Origin of the sequence: Marinobacter mobilis (genome assembly GCF_900106945.1) — a bacterium.
Taxonomy (GTDB): domain Bacteria; phylum Pseudomonadota; class Gammaproteobacteria; order Pseudomonadales; family Oleiphilaceae; genus Marinobacter; species Marinobacter mobilis.
In genome coordinates this window covers 1-1238 of record NZ_FNNE01000024.1, presented here as the reverse complement: position 1 = coordinate 1238, position 1238 = coordinate 1, and the positions used below count along the sequence as shown (strand labels likewise).

1 protein-coding gene is annotated in these 1238 nt (G+C 56.1%); it reads left to right on the top strand.

The features are described 5' to 3' along the window. Positions 1–67: 67 nt before the first annotated feature. A protein-coding gene (locus tag BLV11_RS18155) for an IS3 family transposase (protein WP_091817947.1) occupies positions 68–1230 on the top strand; the annotation gives its coding sequence in 2 pieces (ribosomal slippage) (positions 68–323 and positions 323–1230; 1164 coding nt in all). The last annotated feature ends 8 nt before the right edge of the window (positions 1231–1238 follow it).

Below are 1238 nucleotides of genomic sequence, written 5' to 3'. Positions count from 1 at the left end.
TGTAGTGGCTCAATGATTCCGGACACCAACGAAGGTGGTAAGATCGCCGCCATAAACGAGGTGTCTGATGACCAGAAAGCGACGTTCCTTCACTCCTGAATTCAAGCAGGAAGCAGCCAGCCTGGTGCTGGATCAAGGTTACACCATTGCCCAGGCGAGTACGTCCCTGGGCGTGGGTGAAAGCGCCCTCCGGCGATGGGTGCAACAGCTAACGGATGAACGCGAAGGGATCACCCCGAAGGGCAAGGCCCTAACCCCGGAGCAACGCCGTATCCAAGAGCTGGAAGCCCGCTGTAATCGGCTGGAACGGGAGAAGGACATATTAAAAAAGGCTACTGCTCTCTTGATGTCGGACGAGATGAATCGTACGCGCTGATAGACCGATTGAGGGAGCAGGAGTCTACGGAATTGGTCTGTGAAGCGTTTGATATCAGTCGTTCCAGCTATTACGAGTACCGCCACCGGCAGAGCCACATAGACGTTGAGCGTCTGGCCCTGAAGGCTCGGGTAAACCGCTTGTTCACCAAGAGCCGCAGCTCTGCTGGCAGCCGGATGATTAAGGACATGCTCAGCGACGAAGGCATCAGCGTTGGCCGCTTCAAGGTTCGACGTCTGATGAGCGAACTGGGGCTGATCTGCAAGCAACCAGGCCCTCATGCTTACAAGCAGGCCACTGTTGAACGGCCGGATATCCCAAACCATCTGGCTCGTGAATTTGCAGTGGACCGGCCCAACCAGGTCTGGTGTGGTGACATTACCTACATCTGGAGCGGCCAGCGGTGGAGTTATCTGGCCGTTGTGCTGGATCTCTATGCACGCCGGGTCGTTGGCTGGAGCATGTCCTCCAGTCCGGATGCTGATCTGGTTGTAAAAGCTCTGGATCACGCTTGGGAACAGCGTGGTCGACCAGAAAAAGTCATGTTCCACTCGGATCAGGGAAGCCAGTACGCCAGCCGCAAGTTCCGTCAGCGGCTCTGGCGCTGCCGGATGACGCAAAGCATGAGCCGGCGCGGCAACTGTTGGGACAACGCACCGATGGAGAGATTGTTCCGAAGCCTGAAATCAGAGTGGATACCGGCCTTGGGATATCGAGGCCTGTTGCAGGCAGAGAAGGATGTTGGTGGCTATCTGATGGGCTACTACAACCGGCAGCGACCACACTCATTCAACGGTGGCATTTCTCCGGTTGCTGCCGAGGAAAAACTTAAAATACTGTCCGGGATTAGTTGACCACTACA